Annotated in this window: 21 protein-coding genes; 3 read left to right on the top strand and 18 right to left on the bottom strand. The window is 43.5% G+C overall.

Features of this window, described 5'->3' with window-relative positions; genetic code table 11:
* Positions 1–92 precede the first annotated feature (92 nt).
* Complete coding sequence (serB, locus tag ABXS85_RS16560) at positions 93–1,004, bottom strand: phosphoserine phosphatase SerB (protein WP_353667636.1); 912 nt, start codon at positions 1,002–1,004, stop codon at positions 93–95.
* A gap of 224 nt (positions 1,005–1,228) precedes the next feature.
* Between serB and ABXS85_RS16555 the strand changes: the two genes are divergently transcribed.
* A complete protein-coding gene (locus ABXS85_RS16555) occupies positions 1,229–2,698 on the top strand; it encodes an AhpA/YtjB family protein (protein ID WP_353667635.1) in 1,470 nt (489 codons plus the stop codon).
* Between the two features lie 118 nt (positions 2,699–2,816).
* Here the strand turns inward: ABXS85_RS16555 and rpoS are convergent, their stop codons facing one another.
* The 13 genes from rpoS to ABXS85_RS16490 form a co-directional block, all read right to left on the bottom strand.
* Positions 2,817–3,818 (bottom strand): RNA polymerase sigma factor RpoS, encoded by a 1,002-nt coding sequence (gene rpoS, locus ABXS85_RS16550; protein WP_353667634.1) that lies wholly within the window; start codon positions 3,816–3,818, stop codon positions 2,817–2,819.
* A gap of 28 nt (positions 3,819–3,846) precedes the next feature.
* Positions 3,847–4,614 (bottom strand): peptidoglycan DD-metalloendopeptidase family protein, encoded by a 768-nt coding sequence (locus ABXS85_RS16545; RefSeq protein WP_353667633.1) that lies wholly within the window; start codon positions 4,612–4,614, stop codon positions 3,847–3,849.
* A gap of 101 nt (positions 4,615–4,715) precedes the next feature.
* A complete protein-coding gene (locus ABXS85_RS16540) occupies positions 4,716–5,639 on the bottom strand; it encodes a DUF368 domain-containing protein (RefSeq protein WP_353667632.1) in 924 nt (307 codons plus the stop codon).
* Positions 5,632–6,297, bottom strand: coding sequence for a protein-L-isoaspartate(D-aspartate) O-methyltransferase (locus tag ABXS85_RS16535; RefSeq protein WP_353667631.1), 666 nt, complete (start codon positions 6,295–6,297; stop codon positions 5,632–5,634). Before ABXS85_RS16535 ends, ABXS85_RS16540 begins: the two co-directional genes overlap by 8 nt.
* Positions 6,294–7,040, bottom strand: coding sequence for a 5'/3'-nucleotidase SurE (gene surE / locus ABXS85_RS16530; protein ID WP_353667630.1), 747 nt, complete (start codon positions 7,038–7,040; stop codon positions 6,294–6,296). Before surE ends, ABXS85_RS16535 begins: the two co-directional genes overlap by 4 nt.
* A complete protein-coding gene (locus ABXS85_RS16525) occupies positions 7,018–8,121 on the bottom strand; it encodes a tRNA pseudouridine(13) synthase TruD (protein ID WP_353667629.1) in 1,104 nt (367 codons plus the stop codon). The genes surE and ABXS85_RS16525 overlap by 23 nt, the downstream gene beginning before the upstream one ends.
* A 14-nt stretch (positions 8,122–8,135) precedes the next feature.
* Positions 8,136–8,615 carry a 2-C-methyl-D-erythritol 2,4-cyclodiphosphate synthase gene (gene ispF, locus ABXS85_RS16520; protein WP_353667628.1) on the bottom strand — a complete coding sequence of 160 codons (480 nt, stop codon included), beginning with the start codon at positions 8,613–8,615 and terminating at the stop codon, positions 8,136–8,138.
* Positions 8,616–8,628: 13 nt separating this feature from the next.
* Positions 8,629–9,339, bottom strand: coding sequence for a 2-C-methyl-D-erythritol 4-phosphate cytidylyltransferase (ispD, locus tag ABXS85_RS16515; protein ID WP_353667627.1), 711 nt, complete (start codon positions 9,337–9,339; stop codon positions 8,629–8,631).
* Positions 9,336–9,614, bottom strand: a complete 279-nt coding sequence (locus ABXS85_RS16510) for a septum formation initiator family protein (protein ID WP_353667626.1) — start codon at positions 9,612–9,614, stop codon at positions 9,336–9,338. The genes ispD and ABXS85_RS16510 overlap by 4 nt, the downstream gene beginning before the upstream one ends.
* A gap of 102 nt (positions 9,615–9,716) precedes the next feature.
* On the bottom strand, positions 9,717–11,012 hold the full coding sequence (gene eno, locus ABXS85_RS16505; RefSeq protein WP_353667625.1) for a phosphopyruvate hydratase: 1,296 nt from the start codon (positions 11,010–11,012) through the stop codon (positions 9,717–9,719).
* Positions 11,013–11,109: 97 nt separating this feature from the next.
* Positions 11,110–12,744: a CTP synthase gene (locus ABXS85_RS16500; protein ID WP_353667624.1), complete on the bottom strand. Its 1,635-nt coding sequence runs from the start codon at positions 12,742–12,744 to the stop codon at positions 11,110–11,112.
* Between the two features lie 165 nt (positions 12,745–12,909).
* Positions 12,910–13,866, bottom strand: a complete 957-nt coding sequence (locus ABXS85_RS16495; RefSeq protein WP_353667623.1) for a PDR/VanB family oxidoreductase — start codon at positions 13,864–13,866, stop codon at positions 12,910–12,912.
* A gap of 21 nt (positions 13,867–13,887) precedes the next feature.
* Positions 13,888–14,979 (bottom strand): aromatic ring-hydroxylating dioxygenase subunit alpha, encoded by a 1,092-nt coding sequence (locus tag ABXS85_RS16490; RefSeq protein ID WP_353667622.1) that lies wholly within the window; start codon positions 14,977–14,979, stop codon positions 13,888–13,890.
* 210 nt (positions 14,980–15,189) lie between these two features.
* On the opposite strand from ABXS85_RS16490, the gene ABXS85_RS16485 reads away from it, so the two are divergent.
* Positions 15,190–15,903, top strand: coding sequence for a GntR family transcriptional regulator (locus tag ABXS85_RS16485; protein WP_353667621.1), 714 nt, complete (start codon positions 15,190–15,192; stop codon positions 15,901–15,903).
* A gap of 12 nt (positions 15,904–15,915) precedes the next feature.
* On the opposite strand, the gene ABXS85_RS16480 is transcribed toward ABXS85_RS16485, so the two are convergent.
* Complete coding sequence (locus tag ABXS85_RS16480; protein ID WP_353667620.1) at positions 15,916–16,215, bottom strand: DUF6482 family protein; 300 nt, start codon at positions 16,213–16,215, stop codon at positions 15,916–15,918.
* A 144-nt stretch (positions 16,216–16,359) separates the two neighbouring features.
* On the opposite strand from ABXS85_RS16480, the gene ABXS85_RS16475 reads away from it, so the two are divergent.
* Positions 16,360–17,037 carry a hypothetical protein gene (locus ABXS85_RS16475; protein ID WP_353667619.1) on the top strand — a complete coding sequence of 226 codons (678 nt, stop codon included), beginning with the start codon at positions 16,360–16,362 and terminating at the stop codon, positions 17,035–17,037.
* Positions 17,038–17,056: 19 nt separating this feature from the next.
* Here ABXS85_RS16475 and tilS read toward each other — a convergent pair whose 3' ends face one another.
* The 3 genes from tilS to dnaE form a co-directional block, all read right to left on the bottom strand.
* The gene (tilS, locus tag ABXS85_RS16470; RefSeq protein ID WP_353667618.1) at positions 17,057–18,376 is read right to left on the bottom strand and encodes a tRNA lysidine(34) synthetase TilS; all 1,320 of its coding nucleotides are present in this window, start codon (positions 18,374–18,376) and stop codon (positions 17,057–17,059) included.
* A gap of 112 nt (positions 18,377–18,488) precedes the next feature.
* Positions 18,489–19,436 (bottom strand): acetyl-CoA carboxylase carboxyl transferase subunit alpha, encoded by a 948-nt coding sequence (gene accA / locus ABXS85_RS16465; RefSeq protein ID WP_353667617.1) that lies wholly within the window; start codon positions 19,434–19,436, stop codon positions 18,489–18,491.
* Between the two features lie 121 nt (positions 19,437–19,557).
* On the bottom strand, positions 19,558–23,037 hold the full coding sequence (dnaE, locus tag ABXS85_RS16460; RefSeq protein WP_353667616.1) for a DNA polymerase III subunit alpha: 3,480 nt from the start codon (positions 23,035–23,037) through the stop codon (positions 19,558–19,560).
* Position 23,038: the final 1 nt, after the last annotated feature.

The following is a 23,038-nucleotide window of genomic DNA, read 5'->3' as shown; positions in this document are numbered from 1 at the left end:
GTTTGAAATCATAACCAGCTTTTCCTGCAGACAGTAGTCATAAACATGATATCTCTATAAATTGATGACTTTCCATGCAAAATAGGCACTTTTTAATCATTTATCTCGCAAATTTCGGCAGATGTCATGCCCAGAAGGTATAAAATACCGTCTAGACCTAATTGATTCATTGGACAAGGCGCTTGTTCTCGCACCATAGGTTTGGCATGCAAAGCCACTCCCAAGGCCGCTTTGTTCAACATTAATAAATCGTTTGCACCATCACCACAGGCAATGGTCTGCGACCAATCCACTTGTTGTTGAGCTACAATGTTTTCCAATAAAAGTTGCTTTCTAGGGCCGTCAACAATATCCCCTAAATGCTTACCTGTGAGTTTACCATCGATAATTTCAAGCACATTTGCATGCACCTCACTCATCTTGTAAGCGTCTTTAACACGATCGGCAAAATAGGTAAAACCGCCGGACAAAATCGCTGTATGCCAGCCAAAGTGATTTAACACCTTCATGAGGCATGCAATACCCTCCATAGGTTCAATACGTTGATACACACCATCCATCACCTCACTACTTAGGCCATCAAGTAACGCCAAGCGCTGCACAAAACTTTCGACAAAATCAATCTCACCACGCATCGCGCTAGCCGTAACTGCTGCAATTTGCTCACCAATACCGGCCTCAACAGCCAACTCATCCATCACTTCGGCTTTGATCAAGGTAGAATCCATATCAAATACAGCCACCCCAGCTTTATGAATATCCACCCATTGTGTTTGCAAGATATGATCTATGCCTGTGTGATCAGCCAACTTAAGTAAATCCGCTCGTATCTCATTATGATCAAACACTGGCGACATAATCTGCCATTGCGCCACACTGATATCATCCTCCTCACTGGATAAAACACGCACATTTGCCGTCAGTTGACGATCCGATAACCAAGTTTGAAATTGCTCTAGATATTCGCTACTAAAAGCACCGATCAGAGTAATACTAGCTGACATAGGACTTCCTCATTGAATGTGGCGCCTACTATAACAAATCACCTAACTTTCTCTAAGTAAGAAATGCATTGTCCTAAAATCTTAAGATTTTCCTTCAAACGAAAAGTTTAGAAAAGTAAAAAACTTTACAAAATGCAGACATCTCGGCTTAAGAAAACAGAAAATCGCCGTTATCATGTGTATACTTAAGTCATTGTTCTGTGAGTAAGCACCAAAGGATTTGAATGGAAACCCTATCTAAAAAGCAGGTCTTTTCCGCGTTTGTTCGAAAAAGACTCAGTGCTGCAACCATTACCGTCACTACCTTTCTTAGCCTAATGGTGCTGACCGTCTTCATTTTTTGGTACACAATGGCTCACGCTCTGGGCAATTACCTCAATCAACAAACAGAAGTCTTAGGTAGCAGTCTTGCCACTCAAGCCGCATTTAACGCCACACAATCCATTCTCACCAATGATCTACTAAGTTTGAACGTATTGTTGAATCGTCTCGTGGTGGACGAAAACATTCTCAGCGCCCGCGTTTACAACAAAAAAGATGAATTGCTGGCCGAGGCTGACAGTAGTGGTGTGACAAGCCTTACCAAAGAGGAAGAGTTGCGTCCTAATGAGCAACGCCGAGTCTACAGTTCGAGTATTAAATTTCGCGATGAAATTGTCGGCCATGTGCTTATCACATTAGACAGAACACCCGCTCAAGCCACTCTTCAACACTTAAATCATTTGTTGATTGGTGTAGCCATCTTCGTGTCAACCATTGCTCTGTTACTCATTGTCTTAATTACTCGATGGCTATTTAATCCAATCAATGATATTGCCGATGCCATGGTCAATTTAGACAAGAAGCAACGTCAAACCGCTCTCGATGAACCAATTTATAAAGAAGCCAGACAGCTCCATAAAGCTGTCACTGAAACACGTCCTCGTAAAAAAGCTAAAACGGCCATTAGCAACAATGACAACCTAGAAATATCAGAAGAAACAGAGACAAAAGTTAGCGCTGATGAAAACAAATCGGTAGTTGAAAAAGCTCAATTTGAAATCAATTTTGACGCCATTTTTGAAGAATCCAAACAACGTAGCTGCTTACTCTATTTCGATATTCTAAACCTAGATACATGGCGCGAGTCTTTGTCCCCACTGCAGGTGGCCAATTTACTAACCCCCATCTATCGCGCTATGTTTCAAGCCAGTGAGACCTATTTAGGGCAAGTTCATCAATATCAGAATGACGCCGCTATCATTCTGTTCAGCGCAGAACATAGCGAAGATAGCCTTTATATTAATGCGATTAGCACGGCTCAGCTCTTTATTGGTTTGGTTGATAAACTGTATGAAAATGCGCTCTACGAAGAAGCACCTAAGTTAGAATTCCACCTAGGTTTACATCAAGGTAATGTGCAAATCTCGCACATGATTAAAGAAGAAAAACTTGAACCAGAGAAAATCACCAAACTGTTGGAAAAAGTCGCTCAGATTCGTAATACGGAGCACATTAATAAGCTAGTGATTACTGATGATATTTTTACCTTGTCTCAAATTCAGAATCGAGTATTTACCAGTCTACCTGACATCATTGAAGACGGGGACGAAGAAATACTAGCTTATGAAGTAAAAGGCATGTCTGACAAATACACCACAATTATCCAACAACATATTTCTGATATGACAGCAGAGCAAGTCGCACAGGAATAAGTAAGGTAGTAGGATACTCTGGTTGCATTAAGACTGGCTCTGATAAAAAAAGCCCAAGCAAAATAACTTGGGCTATTTTTTACAGGACTTAGCTTTTTAGGATCGACTCAAGTCCTCTTTAACCTTGCATACTAATCACATCATCCAAAGACAAACCTTCTTTGTCTAATATCAGGCGCAATTTGCGTAGGGCTTCGACCTGAATCTGGCGGACTCTTTCACGTGTCAAACCAATTTCAGCGCCTACATGCTCAAGGGTACTAGCTTCGTGTCCACGCAAGCCAAAACGTCGCGTGATCACTTCACACTGCTTTTCGCTTAACTCATCAAGCCATTGCTCAATGCCCTGTAACACATCCCCATCTTGTCTATCCGCTTCAGGACCTTGGTGTAAATCGTCGGCCAACACCTCGACCAAGCTCTTGTCGTTATTTTCACCACCGAATGATGCATCAATTGAACTGATTTTTTCATTCAGCCCCAACATTTTTTGCACATCTTCCACTGGGCAATCCAGTTTCTCAGCGATTTCTTCAGGGCTGGGTTCGTGATCCAAGGTTTGCGTAAGCTCACGAGCTGCGCGCAGATATACATTCAATTCTTTTACCACATGAATGGGTAAACGAATGGTACGAGTTTGATTCATGATAGCTCGTTCAATGGTCTGACGAATCCACCAAGTTGCGTAAGTTGAAAAGCGAAAGCCTCGCTCAGGGTCAAACTTTTCGACCGCTCGTATGAGACCTAAATTGCCCTCTTCGATCAAATCGAGCAATGATAATCCTCGGTTCAAATAACGGCGCGAAATCTTAACCACCAAACGAAGATTGCTCTCGATCATACGCTTACGTGCTTTTTCATCACCTTTCAAAGCCAAGCGTGCAAAGTAGACTTCTTCCTCAGCCGACAAAAGAGGTGAAAAACCAATTTCACTCAAATACAACTGAGTGACGTCTAAACTTTTGGAAGAAGAATCATTGTGATCTGCATAACGTGCATTAACAGCGGATTCAAACTCCTCATCCACCATATCTTCTTCATAATCATCAAGTGTATCAAGGTCAAAGTCTCGCACGTTAGAGACTTTGTTTGCGCTTTTATCCATACTTGCTAACTTCATACCCCCTCCTTAAAACGCTAGTTTTTACTCAATTTTTGGGTAATACATCTAACGGATCAATCGGCTGACCATCTCGGCGAACTTCAAAGTGAAGCAGGGGTCTATCCGCCCCCTTACCACCGATTACAGCAAGGGAGTCACCTACTCGAACACTTTGTTTTTCTTTTACTATTATTCTTTCGTTGTAAGCGTATGCACTCAGGTAAACATCATCATGTTTTACGATCACCAGATTTCCATAACCAATAAGACCACTGCCTGCATACACAACAATTCCATCTGCTGCTGCTTTCACCAAAACGCCTTTCTGCGCCTTGATGTCTATACCTTTACTACTAACCCCGGCGTTTGAAAACCCCCTCTTCACCTCGCCCTCAACTGGCCAAGCCCATTTGATGTCTTTTGTAACCAGAGTGGTATTTTTTGTAGCCGCTGGAGAAGCCCCTTTACCAGCAGTTGAAGAGGCCGATTTGGCAACAACTTGAGACGATTTTGCGTTCACTTTTGGTGTTGCTTGAGCTTGTGTTGCGGCTAAGGATTTAGCCTCTCTCAGATGAATCTTTTGGTTCGGGTAAATAACATAAGGAGCACTAATATTATTCGCCTTAGCCAAGGCTCGATAATCCAAACCATAGCGAAAAGCAATAGAATACAGGGTGTCACCACTACTTACTCGATGATAGCCAGAGAATGGTAAGGAGGACTCACGAGCATGGCTAGAGGAATAAGACGATAGATTTTTATCTGGAAAATGCAACACTTGATAGGAACATCCAGACAGAAAAAAGCACAACAAAACCAATCGTCCTAACCAATTAGTCAGGACTGATTTTAATGACTTCTGTAAATCCCACTGGCGAATAATTTATCCCTCAAACCATAGAATTGTAGCGTTTATTATCTTTTGTCTTCATTTCGTAAATAAATGTAACGCGGACAAAAAACCACCAAAATACCCATTAAAATGAAAACCATTGGTAACAAAAAATCCGTCGTAAAATGATAATTCGATAGCTGCCAAGGCATCATTAAATGACTCTCCACTGGCAAGTTATTATTGCCAATCTGCTCCCAACGCAAAGTCTCTTTCCACGGCCAAACTTTTACTAACGCCCCAAGCATAATGCCAGTTAATATGGACAAAGTCATAGCATGTGCTTTTTTTAGCATAAGATTCAATAACTTAGAAAAGCTCAACAAGCCAATCAAAGCACCACAAGCAAAAATGCTAATAATCAGCAAATCCAAATTTTTCACCGCACTTAAGACATAACCATAAAGCCCCATGATCAACAGCAAAAAACTGCCAGAAATACCAGGCAGAATCATCGCACAAATGGCTATCATGCCAGCTAGGAAAACCATTAAATGACTGGCCTCCATACGAGTAGGTACTAACAAAGACACACTAGCACCAATGACTATTCCCACTAAAAGCGCCACCAAATGACGCCCCGCAAAACCCTTAATTTGCTGTAGTAAAAATATCGCTGAAACCAAGATTAAGCCAAAGAAAAAACTCCATACGAAGATAGGATACTCGGCTAGTAAATGCGTAATCACCCCAGCAATCAGAAAAATACTGGTCACAATACCAGCCCCTAAAGTAAATAGAAAAGTACCGTCAAAATGTCTCCACAGTCCTTTAAAATCACCTTTGAACAGCATGCTCACACTGTTTTTATTAACACCACTGAGTGCTGCAATCAATCGATCATAAACACCTAAAATAAAGGCGACGGTTCCACCAGACACTCCGGGAACCACATCAGCAGCCCCCATCAAGGCACCACTTAAGTATATTTTTAGCCATTTAGGCATGTTCCATTCCTTCTAATAATGGGACAAAAGACGCAGCTTCGCTCCCCAAACATTTCCAACGATCACCTTCTTTACGCCAACAACCTATTTGAGGTGTCGGATGGTCGATTGGCATAATTAGTATTCCTTTGTCTTTTAAACAATTGGTTAAAGCCAAAGGAATTTTACTGGCCATTGCGGTAATAATAACCGCATCCATTTCAATCTTATGTGGCCAACCCGCCTGACCATCCGCAAACAAATATTCTACATTTTTAATACCCATACCCGCCAAACGCTGACGCGCTTGCGAATAGAGACTTTGTTGTCTCTCTATGGTGTGCACCTTGTTAAAGAAATGAGCCAATATACAAGTCTGATAACCAGATCCTGTGCCGATTTCCAATACTCGGCCTAGTCGCGCGTAACGCAGTAGCCATTCCGTCATGCGAGCTACAGTCAAAGGCTGACTGATGGTTTGATTTCGTCCGATAGGCAAAGGCGTTGCTGAATATGCCAAATGAGAAAAAGCGGGTTCAACAAAGTCCTGACGTGGGATATTTCCCATCAAAGCCAATAGCTCAGGATGAGTGATGCCCTGCTGTTGCAGTTGTTGAATCATACCAGAAGCACGAGGTTCAGTATGAGTGACTAAACCATTGAGATCATATTGGCTCATAAGGTAACAACATCAATCCAGTTTTCCAGAGAGGTTTTCGCTTGATAACAAGTCATATCGGTATGTATTGGCGTAATGGATACATACCCATTAGCCACTGCATCAAAATCTGTCCCTGGTGACGCATCATAAGGTTCTGACAATGCGCCAATCCAATAACTAGGCACACCTCTGGGGTGTTGAGCCGAAATAGGCGCTTGCGCCTGATGACGATAACCCAGCCTAGTTACTTTAAGTCCTTTGATTTGCTCATAAGGCAAATCCGGCACATTGATATTCAATAAAACGCCCGCTGGCATGGCCAATGTGTGTGAATCTTTCAATAACATCATGACAACCTGAGCAGCACTGTCAAAATGATGCGTACCAACCAAAGATATCGCCAAAGCTGGACGGCCTAGATGCCTAGCTTCCATAGCAGCGGCCACCGTGCCAGAATAAATCACATCGTCGCCCAAATTGGGGCCATGATTAATACCAGACACCACAATATCCACTGGCCCATCAATCACACCAGACAAAGCCAGATTCACACAATCACTTGGCGTGCCATCGACTTTATAAGCATGCTCATCAACCTGACTAGGCTGCAAAGGGCGCGTTAACGTCAGTGAATTACTCGCACCACTGCGATTTCGATCTGGAGCCACCAATAAGGTGTCGTATTGTGCTGATAAATGACGAGCAAGGGTTTGAATGCCTAATGCATCAATACCATCGTCATTGGCGATCAATATTTTCATGAAGCTTCTCAGCAGATTTATCGGTAAAATCCAACATCTCGCGCAACATACTGGTTGCAAAACAGCCTTTCGGCAACGAGAACTCTAAAATCAATTGTGGCTTTTCAGCACTATCGGTTCTCTCGTTTAGCAATTCCCAGGCCATGTTTATCGGCATCAATCTGGCCAGACGACTATCGCGTGACAATCCAAAGCTCATCAACCCTTCTACTAAAGACCAATCATCTAACAGAGAAGCCTTAATGGCCGCTTCGCGTTCAGATCCCGTACCGGCTTGCCAACCTTCGCACAATAAAGGCAGCACAGGGCTAATCTGGCCTTGCTGCACTTTGAGATGCATTAATGCCGACATTTGCTGAACCCGAAATTGCTCATCATCATGTTGAAATTGCGCTATATCATGATCGCATAAGCGGGCCCACATGCCGTTTTCCACCTGATCACTTAAAGCCTGATTAAAAAACCAAGAACGAATAGCTGACAACCAAAAGGATTCTGTTTTAGATAATTTGCGACGACTTTGCCGCCCTTTGAGCACAAAGTCTTTGCCGTTATGCAGATTATTTCCGTTAATGCCAAAACGCTGTGGACCATAATAGTTTGGCACACCCGCTTGCTTAATCAGCTGTAAACGCGCATTCAGCTCGGCTAAATCTCCATCAAGATTACGCAGACGAATAACAAAACGGTTGGCAAAATGGGTGCCCGTTTTAAGCTTCTTAGAATGTTTTAATTGCGCTACTACACGCACACTTTCTGGCTCACGAAAAGCCTGCTGTATGTCACTTAAATCAGGCTCTTGGTTCAATGTATGCAGACAGAACCATTGACGAGTACAAGCATGACGATCTTTCACACCGCTATAGGTTACTTTGTTGGTTGCAATACCAGCAAGCTGTGCAAGACGCTTCGCCAAAAAATCCGTATTAACCCCAATCTTTTCGATGAATACATAACAAAACTCGCCTTTCCCATCTGGTTCAAAGCCCAATTGTTCCTCAACGTAAAAGTCCTGAGCAAAGGTTTTTAAATCACCAGTATTGGTAGGTTTTGACCAAGCATAATGCCACTCTGTATTCATATTTGTCCTTTCTGTCATTGATAAAGCAAGGCAACCGCTTCCACCGCGATGCCTTCCTTACGACCAGTGAAACCAAGCTTTTCTGTGGTCGTGGCTTTGACGTTCACGCGGTCCATAGGCAATTCTAAATCTTCTGCTATGTGCGCACGCATGGTATCAATGTATGGACGCATTTTAGGCGCTTGCGCCAATATGGTGACATCCACATTACCCACTTTATGCCCCAGGGCTTTAATTTCCGCAAAAGCTCGCTTTAACAAGATACGGCTGTCCGCTCCAGCAAACGCGGCATCCGTATCGGGAAAATGCTTTCCTATGTCACCCAAAGTGGCTGCCCCTAATAAAGCATCCGTCAATGCATGCAATACCACATCACCATCCGAATGAGCGATCAACCCCCGTTCATAGGGAATGCGCACCCCCCCTAAAATAATATGGTCACCCTCACCAAATTTATGTACATCAAACCCATGACCAATACGAAATGGCAACATAATCCTTCCTCACTTAGACCTGACCGTTTTGTTGCAGATGCCCAAATAAAGCTTCAGCAATAAGCAAATCTTCCGGTAAGGTCACTTTAATATTACTGCTTTCTCCCATGACCAAATCTGGCTGCCAACCCATTAACTCCATTGCGGAACATTCATCTGTTAGGGTAAGACCTTGTTCAGCCGCCTGTTGTAGCGCATTTTGCAATGCATTTAATGGGAATTTCTGTGGAGTTTGGGCTAACCAAATATGGCTTCTATCCAGTGTAGCCAACACTTGGTTAGTATCTGACATTTGCTGCTTCACCGTATCTCGAGACGGCATAGCCAATAAAGCACCATGATCTGCACTGTGCTCTATAATACGAGTTAAGGAAGCTTGGGATAACAAAGGTCGAGCTGCATCATGCACTAATACAGCTTGCTCTTGATCACTGACTTGAGACTGAACAAAAAGCAAGCCTTGCAATACGGTATCACAACGCTCAGCACCACCAATGAATGTCATTACCTTTGGGTGCTCCAACCATTTAGACTCTGACCAATAGTCATCTTCTTCACTCAACCCTACTGCCACCCCCGCAACTTGCGGATGTGCTAAAAACAAGCCGATAGTGCGATCAAGGATGGTTTCTCCGGCTAGAGGCAAATATTGTTTTGGGCAATCTGCCTGCATACGCTTACCTACTCCAGCCGCCGGAATAATAACCCAAATAAGCTGACTCATTTTTTTTCCACCATACGATAAAACACTTCACCTTCTTTAATGTACTGCAGCTCAGTTCGAATGTGTTCTTCCACCGCTTCTTCACCTAGGCGCAAGTCTTCCACTTGCGCACGCAAAGCGTCATTACGATGCTTTAATCTTTGATTAATGCGTTCCTGATAGGCAATTTGCTTTGCCAACCCCTCTTGTCGCTTAATGCCTTGTTCACCAAAGTACAAGTGATAACACTGATAGCCAATGGCACAGACAAAAAAAGCCAATAATAAACGCGCCATAACATCCTCTATGTTAAAAACCTTCTTTTATTATCGAAGGAATCGCATAAAAAAATAAAAAAAGGGAGAACTCAGTTCTCCCTTTTTCAGGTCAAGACGACATTACGCCTGACCTTTGATCTCAGAAAGACCGTTGTAAGGTGCTTTACCACCCAATTGCTCTTCAATTCGTAGCAATTGATTGTACTTAGCAACACGATCAGAACGACACAAAGAACCCGTTTTGATCTGACCTGCCGCTGTCCCCACCGCCAAATCGGCAATGGTTGCGTCTTCCGTTTCACCAGAACGGTGAGAGATAACGGCTGTGTAACCAGCGTCTTTCGCCATCTTGATCGCTTCCAACGTTTCCGTCAACGAACCGATCTGGTTGAACTTAATCAAAATAGAGTTAGCAATGCCTTCATCAATACCACGCTTCAAGATTTTAGTGTTGGTTACGAACAAGTCATCACCAACCAATTGGATCTTGTCACCTAGAATCTTAGTTTGATAAGCAAAACCTTCCCAGTCGGATTCGTTTAAGCCATCTTCAATGGACACTATTGGGTAGGTTTCACATAGTTCAGCAAGGTAGTCAGAAAAACCTTCTGAAGTGAAGACTTTGTTTTCACCTTTCAGGTTGTATTTACCTTCTTCATAGAACTCGGACGCCGCACAATCCATCGCCAGTGTGATATCTTTCCCTAGTTCGTATCCAGCCGCAGCAACTGCTTCTTTAATTACTGCCAAAGCTTCAGCATTAGAAGATAGGTTTGGCGCGAAACCGCCTTCATCACCCACTGCTGTGTTCAAACCACGAGCACTCAGAACCTTCTTCAACGCGTGAAAGATTTCCGCCCCGTAACGCAGAGCTTCACGGAAGTTAGGCGCACCCACTGGCTGAATCATGAATTCTTGAATATCAACGTTGTTGTCAGCGTGCTCACCACCATTGATGATGTTCATCATTGGCACTGGCATAGAGTACTGACCAGAGGTACCATTTAGGTCTGCAATGTGAGCATACAGAGGAACTTTCTTAGACGTTGCAGCCGCTTTTGCCGCAGCCAAAGAAACCGCCAAAATCGCATTGGCACCGAAAGTCGATTTGTTTTCCGTGCCATCCAATTCGATCATGGTTTTATCTAATTCTGCTTGCGCTAATGCATCTTTACCGATCAGAGCATCACGGATAGGACCGTTCACAGCAGCAACGGCTTTTAAAACACCTTTCCCTAGGTAACGGCTTTTATCACCATCACGTAGTTCCAAAGCTTCGCGAGAACCGGTGGATGCACCAGAAGGCGCACAGGCTGAACCAACAGAACCGTCAGCCAAAATAACATCCGCTTCAACGGTAGGATTACCACGAGAATCCAATACTTCACGTGCTTTGATATCAACGATTTGACTCATAACAAACCTCTTTAAATAGATAAAAAATCACAAACAGCTTGTTTGCTTTAGAAAAGCCTCGACAAGATAAACACACCTTGCCCATCCTTTTCTTTACTTATTTTTCTTTTCCTGCATATTTCAATGCCGCGTGAACAAAAGCACTGAATAAGCCGTGACCGTATCTAGGCGTTGAGGTAAATTCTGGATGGAATTGACAAGCCACAAACCAAGGATGATCAGCAATTTCAACCATTTCAACCAAAGATTTGTCTTCTGAACGACCTGAGATCGTCAGACCTGCCTCTTCTAACGCAGACACATAAAAGTTATTTACTTCATAACGATGACGATGACGTTCTGTGATAACCGCACTGCCATAAGCTTCAAAGGCTTTTGTGCCTTCTGTAAGATTACAGTTTTGCGCACCCAAACGCATAGTCCCACCCAAATCGGATTCCTCTGACCGGATTTCTTTGGAACCCTCTGCGTTAGTCCATTCTGTGATCAGACCAACAACTGGATTCTCTGCTTTTAGATTAAACTCGGTACTGTGCGCACCTTGTAAATTTGCTACGTTACGAGCAAATTCGATAACCGCCACCTGCATACCCAAACAAATACCTAAATAAGGCACTTTGTTTTCACGGGCATACTGGGCCGTCAAAATCTTACCCTCTACACCACGTTCTCCGAAACCTCCTGGTACTAGAATGGCGTCCATATCGGTTAGTACATCAGTGCCATTTTCTTCGATGCTTTCAGAATCTATGTAGTGTAGTTTTACTTTAGTACGAGCATGGATACCAGCATGATCCATTGCTTCAATCAAAGACTTATAAGCGTCCAACAATTCCATGTATTTTCCTACCATGGCAATGTTGATTTGCTTTTCCGGATTCAATTTTGCCTGTGCCACCTTGTTCCAGATTTCCAAATCAGCAATATTGCAATCCAGATTAAAGCGTTGCACGATCAAGCTGTCCAAACCTTGGTCAGCTAACATTTGCGGAATTTTATAGATGGTGTCAGCATCTGGAAGAGACACAACGGCACGCTCATCCACATTGGTGAACAAAGCAATTTTCTTACGCTCAGGCGCTTCAATAGACACTTCTGAACGACATACTAGAATATCAGGCTGAATACCGATAGAACGCAGTTCTTTTACTGAGTGCTGAGTAGGTTTGGTTTTGGTTTCACCAGCAGTACGTATATAAGGAACTAAAGTGAGGTGCATGAACAACGCACGATGCGAGCCAAGTTCAACTTTTAATTGACGAACGGCTTCTAGAAAAGGTTGTGATTCAATGTCACCGACTGTACCGCCGATTTCCACCAAAGCCACATCCGCGCCTTCTGCACCAGCAATAACGCGACGTTTAATTTCATCGGTAATATGAGGAATCACCTGTACCGTACCACCAAGGTATTCACCACGGCGCTCTTTTTTCAAAACATGCTGATAAACACGGCCACTCGTGAAGTTATTGCGTTTGCCCATTTTAGTGGAAATAAAACGCTCATAGTGACCTAAGTCAAGATCGGTTTCCGCGCCGTCTTCAGTAACGTACACTTCACCGTGTTGGAAGGGACTCATAGTGCCTGGATCAACGTTAATGTAAGGATCCAGCTTTAACATGGTGACTTTTAGCCCACGAGATTCAAGAATGGCCGCTAAAGAAGCAGATGCCAATCCTTTACCAAGAGATGATACTACACCACCTGTTACGAAAATATATCGTGTCGCCATGAGTGTTTAGCCCGCCTTAAAAATAGATAAAAATAAAATTTGATGGCACAGATCAATGCACCTTCAGGACGGGAGCAAATAATAACATCGCTGCCTTCATCACTCAATGTAAAACATCCCTATTTTGCATCCTGATGAAGGCAGTCTGTTAGGGCAGAAATTAGGCTATAAATCCAACTCCAAAATAGCGGATTTTGATCTTGAACAACAAGGCATTACCCACTTACCACTGTTTTTTTCCTGCTCAGTTAAAAACACATCTTTATGATCAGGTGTGCCTGAAATAACAGCGGTTTGACAGGTTCCACACACACCAGATTCACAGGACACAGGAAGGTAGATACCATTGGCATCCAGTGCATCAAACATACTCTGCTCTGGCACCACCTCAATCAGTTCTCCTGTGCTGTGGATTTTTACCTGAAAAGTCTCATTATCGCTTGCAATTTCATCTAATTCTGGGGCTGCAAAGAATTCCTTGTGCAGTCTATCCTCACTCCATCCCAACATTCTTGCCTGAGTTAACACCGCGGTAATAAAATCGGCTGGGCCACATAAATAAAGCTCGCTAGCAAAAGCATGTCGAGACAACACACTCACTAAATCCATTCGCCCAGAACCTTCTACCTGACTAAAATGAAAATGCATTTTGTCAGCAAAGCTACCTTTTTCCAGCGCTTCGACAAAAGCTGCTTGATTGGGTGATTTGGCACAATAATGAAAATCAAACGACCGGCCTTCTTGCTGAAGTGTCTGTGCCATTGGTAATAAAGGTGTAACCCCAATACCACCTGCTATAAGCAAGACGTGGCCTTGACCCTGCTTTAACGGGAAATGGTTACGAGGCTCACTGATGACTAGCTCAGTTCCAATGGCAAGAGTATGGACCTCAAGGGAACCGCCTCGAGATTGAGGATCTTTTAACACAGCAATTTCATAATAGTCTGGCTCCACTTGCAGTCGACAAAGTGAATATTGTCGAATAAGACCACTAGGGAGATGAATATCAATGTGGGCACCAGCCGAAAAAGCAGGCAGACTCTTTCCATCTGATCGAGCCAATACTAAACGCACCACATTTTGAGTTTCCATCACGCGATTTTTTACTACTACTGGAATCATACTCACTGCCTTTTCATACGCTTAAAAAGTAATCACTTGCAAAGGCTTTTCACTCACCTCAACAGCCTGCTGTGTTATCTCTTCTGCAATAATACGCTCAATGATTCTACGAGATTGAACACCACCAGCATCAATATCTAACTTTAGTAAATCATAGTCAGGAAATGCGAGTAAATTTTCTTGTTGCCTTTCCAGCACTTCAAGGTCTTCCGCAAAAATTTTGCCTTGCCCCTCTCGAATGCTATCGGTTAGTGCTTGATCTTCTGGCTTGAAGTGTCTAGCCATGCCCCAAAAATACCATATCGAGGTTTCAGTTTCTGGTGTAATGAAGTCCACAACCGTACTGCTGGCTTTGTATTTAGCATCCGCTTGATAACCACCGTGCCCTGCATGTGCCACTCCCACATCTATCATTACATGAGATGGTGGACTAAAACGACAAATTTGCCAACGATCCACAGGTACATCATCTGCTAAACCATTACCCCGTAGAGCGGCTTGCCAGAATGGCGGTGGCATGATGTTTTCCATAAAACGACTGGTAATCACCTTATCACCATTCACTTCCGTACTGACTGGGGATTCATCGATTTCTTTTTGTCCTATGCTGGAAGCATGCACATAGGTTTCGTGAGTTAAATCCATCAAGTTATCTATCATCAAACGATAATCACAATGGATATGATAGAGACCTCCGCCATAAGCCCACTCTGGGTTAACCGCCCACTCCAGATGAGGAATTAAACTCTTATCCGCTTTACTTTGATCCCCAGGCCAAACCCAAATAAAGCCATATCTTTCCTCCACCGCGTAAGACTTCATGCAAGGAAAACCTTTGACACGCTGTAAAGGCATAGCTTGAGTTTTTCCGTCCGCCCCCATCTTTAAGCCATGGTAACCACATACAAGTAATCCATCTTCCACATAGCCTAGCGAAAGAGCAGCACCGCGATGAGGACAAAAATCCAATATCGCCGCAATTTGATTGTCTGCTGTCCGATAAAAAGCAATGTTCTCACCACAAATTTTTCGTCCAAGAGGTTTGCTGCCCACTACCTCTTCTGCCATTGCGGCAACATACCAGGTATTTTTAGGAAAGGTTTGTTGTTTCATTTGCTGACTCCTGCTTTGTTATTGTTATGTATTGGATCCAATATAAAACAAAAATCAAAATATTGAAGCTAAGATCCACAAAATTGGATCCATAAAATTATTTTTGAATGATTAAAATGCCATTACTCTGGTTTTTATGAAAAGAAATGGATCCAATAATGCATATCTGGCAAGATACCAAGACATTTAAGAGACACTAAGAAGTAGGACATGAGTAAATCGGGACAAGAAGTAATCAGTCGACTTAGACAAATGATTTTGTCAGGCGAACTCAGCGCAGGCCAACGCATTGCGGAGATTCCTACCGCTGAACAGTTAGGCGTTTCAAGAACGCCTGTACGAATCGCTTTTCGCAGCCTTGAACAAGAAGGCTTACTCACTAAACGCCCATCACGGGGTTACTGTGTTAGACAAGTCACCTTATCTGACATTACAGGTGCGATTGAAGTGAGAGGCGTGCTGGAAGGTTTGGCAGCCAGACAAACAGCCGAGCGGGGATTAACAGAGCAACAAAGCAAAACTTTACAATCACTTCTCCTCAAGGGCGATACCTTGTTTGAAAAGGGTCACCTTGCTGAACAAGATCTCACACAATACCATGATATCAACCAAGCTTTTCATCAGATCATTATTGACGCCAGTGGCAACCCTGCCATTGCTGAAGCGCTTAGCCGAAACGAACACTTACCTTTCGCATCAGTACGATCACTGGCTTTTGATCACCAGAATTTGGCATTAGAATTTCGCCGTTTCAACTTCGCTCACATGCAACACCATGCCGTGTTTGACGCCATTTGTCAGGGTCAGGGGAGTAGAGCAGAAGCTATTATGAGAGAACACGCTAATGCCACACTAGGCTATGCTAAGATTTTTTCACAAAAAGAAAGCAGCGCAGACAAAATGAAAGTCTTGCAAGCAAAATGAAGCGAACTCAAATTAACTTAAATTTGTGTTACCCAGTGGCACCTCAAGCACATTTCCACCTGCGCCAATAGGTTGACCAACCATTTCATCGTAAGCACTTTGATGACATAGCACCATAGAATCAACCTGCTTCTCTTTAAACAAAGATTGCAGATCCAACTTATTATGACTGGTTACGAAACGTCCTTTGCCATCGACAACGTACTCTTCTTGCCCATCAACCACCACTGACAATTGATACAAATTGGACTCTAGTGAATGAAGTTTTACTTTATCGAAATGCTGCGTATGTTTTAATTGTTTTAGTTCCATTAGCTTGTTCCCCGCGTTTTGTTGATATAGTTTGTACAACAAAGTCTGGTACGCAGGCACGTTGAAATCAGTTCAGATTAAATCCATTTATAATCATCAAGAGCCGTCATATTTTTGATACTCATCCAACGATAAGAACAAACTATGTTTGATACATTGCATTCTGCTAAAGCCATTCAACTGGCTTTAAATAAAATTCAGACACACTTACATAACAATGAACGTACCATTATTGCCTTAGCAGGTGGGCCTGGTTCCGGTAAAAGCACCTTGGCAAATTACCTAGTCAAGCAAACAAGATTTTCAAACACAGACACAGAGATTCCAGCAGTCATTAGTTTACCCATGGATGGCTTCCACTTTACCAAACAAGCACTAAAAAGCTTCCCGGATCCAGCTAAAGCCTTAACTCGACGTGGCGCAGATTGGACATTTGATAGTCAGGCCTTTGCCCAACAAGTGGAAAAATTGGCAACAAGTTACCAGCAAGAAGATTGCTATTGGCCAAGCTTTGACCATAGCTTAGGCGACCCTATCGAAAACAGCTTGATGATTCATCGTCAAACCAAAGTCGTGATTATTGAGGGCTTATATTTACTACTTGATAGCCATCACTGGTTACAGGCAAGACGCTATTATCAACAAACTTGGTTTTTGGATGTGCCACTCGATACCGCCATGGCCAGATTATCCCAACGCCACCAGCAGGCTTGGGGCATCAGCGCGCAACAAGCCAATGAGCGCATCCAACAAAATGATGCTTTAAACGCTAAGACAGTAGCTGACTCGCGATCAAGGGCAGATTGGTTAATTCAAGTTTAGCAGATTGGTTAATTCAAGTTTAGAAAGACGCTTGTTTTATGGGCAAAGGCAAGCTTGGATCAATTTGCCAATTCACCTGCAGACTGGAATAAGCAGGATGCCGCCATAAATTGCCAATGGCAACCAACTCATCTTGAATAAAAAGATAAGGTAAATGTTCCCGCCACCACACAGGAATTTGTTGATCATTAAGCCACTTTTTCAACTCTCTATGTTGGCCATTAGTCTGTAAAAGCTTTGCTCCCAAAGGACGAGGTTTAAGTTCTACATTATGAGCAGACAGTAAGGTTAACTGATCAAAGGCACGTTGATACTTTTGCCCTAAAATTAAGCTTCCATATTGCACGGGTTGCTCCACAGGCAAGCAATATAGATATCCCTGATGGCGCATCAAACGACCTAATGGAAAATCGCATTGCGGCTGCTTGTCTGTTGAGCTTGCCAACATAGTTAGCAAATTCAAGCGTTGTGACAAAGTTAGGCTGATATCTTGTGTTATTAGATATTCACGTAGCCAGAATTCGTGTTGTGTTTGGGATTGAGATACCAACCACTCGACAGAAAGGCCCCCAAACTCGTTCACCCCATGCGCTAATTTTTCAGCCGCTAATTCTGTGAGAACCAGGTAATCCTGCCTAAGCTTATCGGCACTCGCGACCACATTCTGTGATGCTTTAGTAAAGTGTGTCTGCAATTTGGGTAAAATGTTATGGCGTAAAAAATTCCGGGAAAAGCAATCATCTTGATTCGACTCATCTTCTACCCATTGCAGCTTGTGTTTTTGCGCATAGTGAAGAATCTGCGCCTTTGTTACTTGCAACAAAGGCCGATACAAATACGCGCCTTGTTGACCTAGCTTTCTCATCTGCGGCATTCCGGTCAAACCTCTACCGCCTGTACCACGCAATAAACGGAATAAAATGGTTTCCGCTTGATCATCTTGATGATGAGCAAGCAACAGCACATCTTGCGCTGACAAGACGTCTTCAAAAACTTGGTAACGCGCTTCACGAGCCGCCTCCTCCAAAGAAGACGCGGAAGACACGCGTACTTTTTGATACTCAAAGTGCAAAGCATGCTGTTGGCAAATTTGCTCTGCGTTTTCCAACCAAGCATCGGCATTAGCACTTAAACCATGATGCACATGCAGCACGGCTAACTTTTGTTTTTGCTCTTTGCTCACTTGCTGAAGTAAAGCGTGTAACAAAACCTGAGAATCCACACCACCACTAAAACCAACCCAAACCCGATCTGCATGCGCAAAAAGAGCATTCAACCAAATAGGGTTAAAAGTCAGTTCGCTTTGCTTAGTCAAATCCAATGGCGAAGATTGTTTCATCATTCACTTCAGGTCAATTTAGAGTCATTTTATACACAAGCGTTATCCACAATATGCGCTTCTACAAATAAAAAAGCCCCCTTTAAAGGAGGCTCTTAAGCTTCGCAATCGATTACAAACCGTATGACATCAGACGATTATAACGACGCGCCAGCAATTCTTCTGTGGTCAGAGCTTCCATACGATCAAGAGCCGCTAGGACATTCTCTTTCAAGCTGTGAGCCATTTGCTCATGTGCATTGTGCGCACCACCCATAGGCTCTTGGATAATGGTATCCACCAAACCAAGCTCTTTTAGACGTGGTGCTGTGATGCCCATGGCCTTTGCCGCATCAGAGGCGCGCTCAGCGCTCTTCCAAAGGATAGAAGCACAACCTTCTGGCGAGATTACCGAGTAAGTACCGTATTGCAACATCATCAGTTCATCACAAACACCAATGGCCAAGGCACCGCCAGAACCACCTTCACCGATCACCGTCGAGATGATGGGGGTTTTCAAACGAGACATCACCGCAAGGTTGTACGCAATAGCTTCACTCTGACCACGCTCTTCTGCACCGATACCTGGGTAGGCCCCGGGTGTGTCAATAAGAGTAACGATGGGCAGCTTGAAGCGCTCAGCGGTTTCCATAAGTCGCAAGGCTTTACGGTAGCCTTCAGGACGAGGCATACCAAAGTTACGTAATACCTTTTCTTTCACTTCGCGACCTTTTTGATGACCAATAACCATCACAGAACGGCCGTCTATACGAGCAACTCCACCAACAATGGCACGGTCATCAGCGTAATGACGATCTCCGTGCATTTCTTCAAAATCAGTGAAGGCGTGTTCAATGTAATCCAGTGTGTAAGGACGCTTAGGGTGACGAGAAAGTTGAGACACTTCCCAGGCACCTAGATTACTAAATAAGTTTTTTGTTAATGCTACTTTTTTGTCTTCTAGTCGGCTGATTTCATCACTGATATTCAGTTCATTATCATTTCCCACTAGACGTAATTCTTCAATTTTCTGTTCGAGCTCAGCGATCGGCTGCTCGAAAGGTAAATAATTTAAATTCATCGTTAACTACACTACTGTCTGGTTGCCATTTAATATAAGGCAAAAGGCATCATGCCGATTGCTCTAAAGCTTTTTAACGTATCGCTACGCTGCACTCCTTTGCACTCATTTCAAAATGAGCCTAAGTATACACTAACTGAACATTTTGTTTACCGTATTGTTTCTGTAGCTGGTGAATTAATTCGTCATCAGGACGAACTCGCCAACTCGAACCTAAACGGATATCGCCAAAGGCTTCAGGGGTGTCAAACCCAATGACCACATCACATCCATCCCCGCGGAATTCTGACATATGATCAGCCAATAGCTGTATTTCAGATGGTGTTACCGTTTCCGAACTCCATGTGATTCGCAATGCTTCAACATAGCGAATACGAGCTTGAGCAATATCAAGTACATTTCGCGCAATGACCTTCTGGCCACCGCGAAATTCATCCACTGAAATTTCTCCTTCTACTACCACCACTTCATCTTTGACGATCACGTCTTTGAAGCTGTCATAGTTATCCGGAAAGACCGTCACCTCAATACGAGCCGAACGATCATCCAATGTGACGAATGCAATATTACCACCTTTTTTACTTTTTGTTACACGCAAATCAACAATCAACCCTGCCATAACTTGGGTATCGCCACGCTTGGGTTGCAAATCAACAATTTTTGCACGTGCAAAGCGTCTGACCTCCTTTTCATACTCATCTATTGGGTGACCTGTTACATACAAGCCTAGGGTGTCTTTCTCACCATCTAAACGTTGTCGTCCAGGCCATTCATGTTGAATACCTATTTCCTTATAGGCATCCTCAGTGCTTTCTTCAACGGCCACACCGAACAAGTCCATCATGCCCGCATCTTGATTTTTAGCGTCTTGATCAGCGCGTTTCAAGGCTTCATCAATACAGGCATACAAGGTTGCACGATTGGGTCCTATGGTGTCAAACGCACCGGAGCGAACCAAGGCTTCCATAACGCGCTTGTTAACCTTCTTGCCCACCCGCTGACAGAAATCAAATATGTGTTTGAATGGGCCATCTTTACGGGCTTCGACAATGGCTTCAATCGGTCCTTCGCCCACTCCTTTAATGGCGCCTAGACCATACACAATGGCACCTTTCGGGTTGACCGTAAACTTGTATATCGACTCATTAACATTCGGCAGCTCCAAGGCTAAATTCATCGATCGACATTCTTCAATGAAAATTACTATCTTGTCGGTATTTTGCATATCGGCAGACAATACCGCCGCCATAAAAGGCGCAGGGTAGTGATTTTTCAACCATGCCGTTTGATAAGAAACTAAAGCGTACGCTGCTGAATGAGATTTGTTGAAACCATAGCCAGCAAACTTTTCCATCAAATCGAAAATGTTACCTGACAAGTCTTTATCTATATTATTTTTCAGCGCCCCTTCCATAAAGATTAAACGCTGTTCAGCCATTACCTCAGGCTTTTTCTTACCCATAGCTCGACGCAACAAGTCGGCACCACCTAAAGTGAATTTCGCCAATACCTGAGCAATTTGCATCACCTGCTCTTGATATAGGATGATGCCGTAAGTAGGCTCCAATACAGGAATCAAGTCTTCATGTTGGTAATCTGGATGCGGGAAAGCTAACTCAGCACGACCGTGCTTACGGTTAATAAAGTCATCTACCATGCCCGACCCTAATGGCCCTGGGCGATACAAGGCCACCAAGGCGATAATATCTTCGAAACGCGATGGTAGCAGTTTCTTGATCAGCTCTTTCATACCACGGGATTCCAACTGAAATACCGCTGTGGTTTCGGCTCTTTGCAGCAGATCGTAAGTAGACTTATCCTCCAAATCGATGAGTGCAATATCCAAAGGTGGTTTACCTTCTAAAGCATTAATATCATTGATATTTTTAACCGCCCAATCGACCACTGTTAGGGTTTTCAAACCCAGAAAGTCAAACTTTACTAGGCCAGCTTCTTCCACATCATTCTTGTCATATTGAGTCACCAAGCCTGAACCGTCTTCTTCACAGTACAGAGGCGCAAAATCAACAAGCTTAGTTGGAGCAATAACCACCCCACCCGCATGCTTACCAAAGTTACGAACTACGCCTTCTAGTGACATGGCCATTTCCATCACTTCCGCGGCTTCTTCATCCGCCGACAGAAACTCAGGTAATGCAGGCTCTTCTTCCAACGCCTTGGCTAACGTCATGCCGATTTCAAATGGAATCAGTTTGGACAACTTATCCCCTAAACTGTATGGCTTACCTTGTACACGAGCCACATCACGTACCACGGCTTTGGCGGCCATGGCACCAAAAGTAATAATCTGTGACACCGCATCACGGCCATAAGTACGCGATACATAATCAATCACCTTGTCACGATTATCCATACAAAAGTCGATATCAAAATCAGGCATGGAAACCCGTTCAGGGTTCAAGAAGCGTTCGAAAAGAAGGTCATATTCCAACGGATCAAGATCGGTAATTTTTAGCGCATAAGCCACCAAGGAACCCGCGCCAGAGCCACGCCCAGGCCCCACCGGGATATCGTTATCTTTGGCCCATTGAATGAAGTCCATTACAATAAGAAAGTAACCAGGGAATCCCATTTGGTTGATAATATCTAACTCAAATTGCAAACGATCCCAGTATTCTTGGCGGCGTTTTTCTATACGTTCACCATATTTTAAGCTCAATACATCAAAGCGTTCTTGCAGGCCATCAAAAGAAATCTTGTTGAAAAACGCCTCCATGGTCATGCCTTCTGGCACCGGATAGTCAGGCAAAAAGTATTTGCCAAGTAACACATCCACATTACAACGTTTGGCAATCTCAACGGTATTTTCTAAGGCTTCTGGAATATCTTGAAACAGCTCTGCCATCTCTTCTGATGACTTAAAGTATTGCTCTTCAGAGTAACGACGCACACGACGAGGATCATCAAGGGTTACACCATCATGAATACAAACACGAGCTTCATGGGCTTCAAAGTTTTCACGCTTCAAAAAACGCACATCATTGGTTGCCACCACAGGACAGCCCAGTTCAGCCGCCAAAGGCACCACACTATGAATATAGGCTTCTTCACCAGCTCGGCTGGTACGCTGCAACTCTACATAAAAACGGTCAGGAAAGACTGACATCCAATAAGACATATGCTGCTTGGCCAATTCCATTCGACCTTTTTGTAACAAGATACCAAGATCACCATAGCCTGCGCCAGATAAGGCGATAACATCGTCACTGGCCGCTTCAATCCATTCACGCTGAATAATAGGACGGCCTTCCACTTGTCCTAATTGGTAGCCTTTAGAAATGATTTCTATGATGTTTTTATATCCTTTGTTGGACATGGCCAACAAGGTCATACGATAGCGGGATTCGACTTCTCCGGTATCGTCTTCAATCACTATGTCTGTACCACAAATGGGTTTGATACCTTTGTCCATCGCCCCTTTGTAAAAACGCACAAAACCGCATAAGTTATTCTCATCTGTGATCGCTACCGCAGGCATGGACATCAATTCAGTAGTGCCCAACAAGCCTTTCACCTTGACCAAACCGTCGACCAAAGAAAACTCTGTATGTACTTTTAGGTGTATGAATGACGTGGACAAA

The sequence above is a fragment of the Marinomonas sp. THO17 genome (genome assembly GCF_040436405.1).
Taxonomy (GTDB): Bacteria; Pseudomonadota; Gammaproteobacteria; order Pseudomonadales; family Marinomonadaceae; genus Marinomonas.
The sequence above is the reverse complement of the archived record's forward strand: the minus strand, read 5'-3'. Positions and strand labels throughout refer to the sequence as shown.